Origin of the sequence: Streptomyces sp. NRRL WC-3626, assembly GCF_000718785.1 — a bacterium.
Lineage (GTDB): Bacteria > Actinomycetota > Actinomycetes > Streptomycetales > Streptomycetaceae > Streptomyces > Streptomyces edwardsiae.
On the sequence record NZ_JOCA01000092.1, the window covers coordinates 1 to 202 of the forward strand.

Sequence of the window (202 nt, forward strand, 5' to 3'; positions counted from 1 at the left end):
CGTGTCCGGTGGCGGGAGTGCCGACGGTACGCGGATCCAGTTGTGGACGTGCAACGGGACGGGGGCGCAGAAGTGGGCGGCCCAGTCGGACGGCACGGTGCGCAACCCGCAGTCGGCGAAGTGCCTGGACGCCTCGGGCGGGACCTGGGAGGACGGAACCCCCGTGCATCTGTGGACCTGCCACACCGGAGCCAACCAGAAG

1 protein-coding gene is annotated in these 202 nt (G+C 70.8%); it reads left to right on the forward strand.

The genetic code is table 11. The features are described from left to right. On the forward strand, window positions 1-202 hold a 202-nt coding region (locus IF28_RS36845), incomplete at both ends, for an RICIN domain-containing protein (protein WP_037894917.1).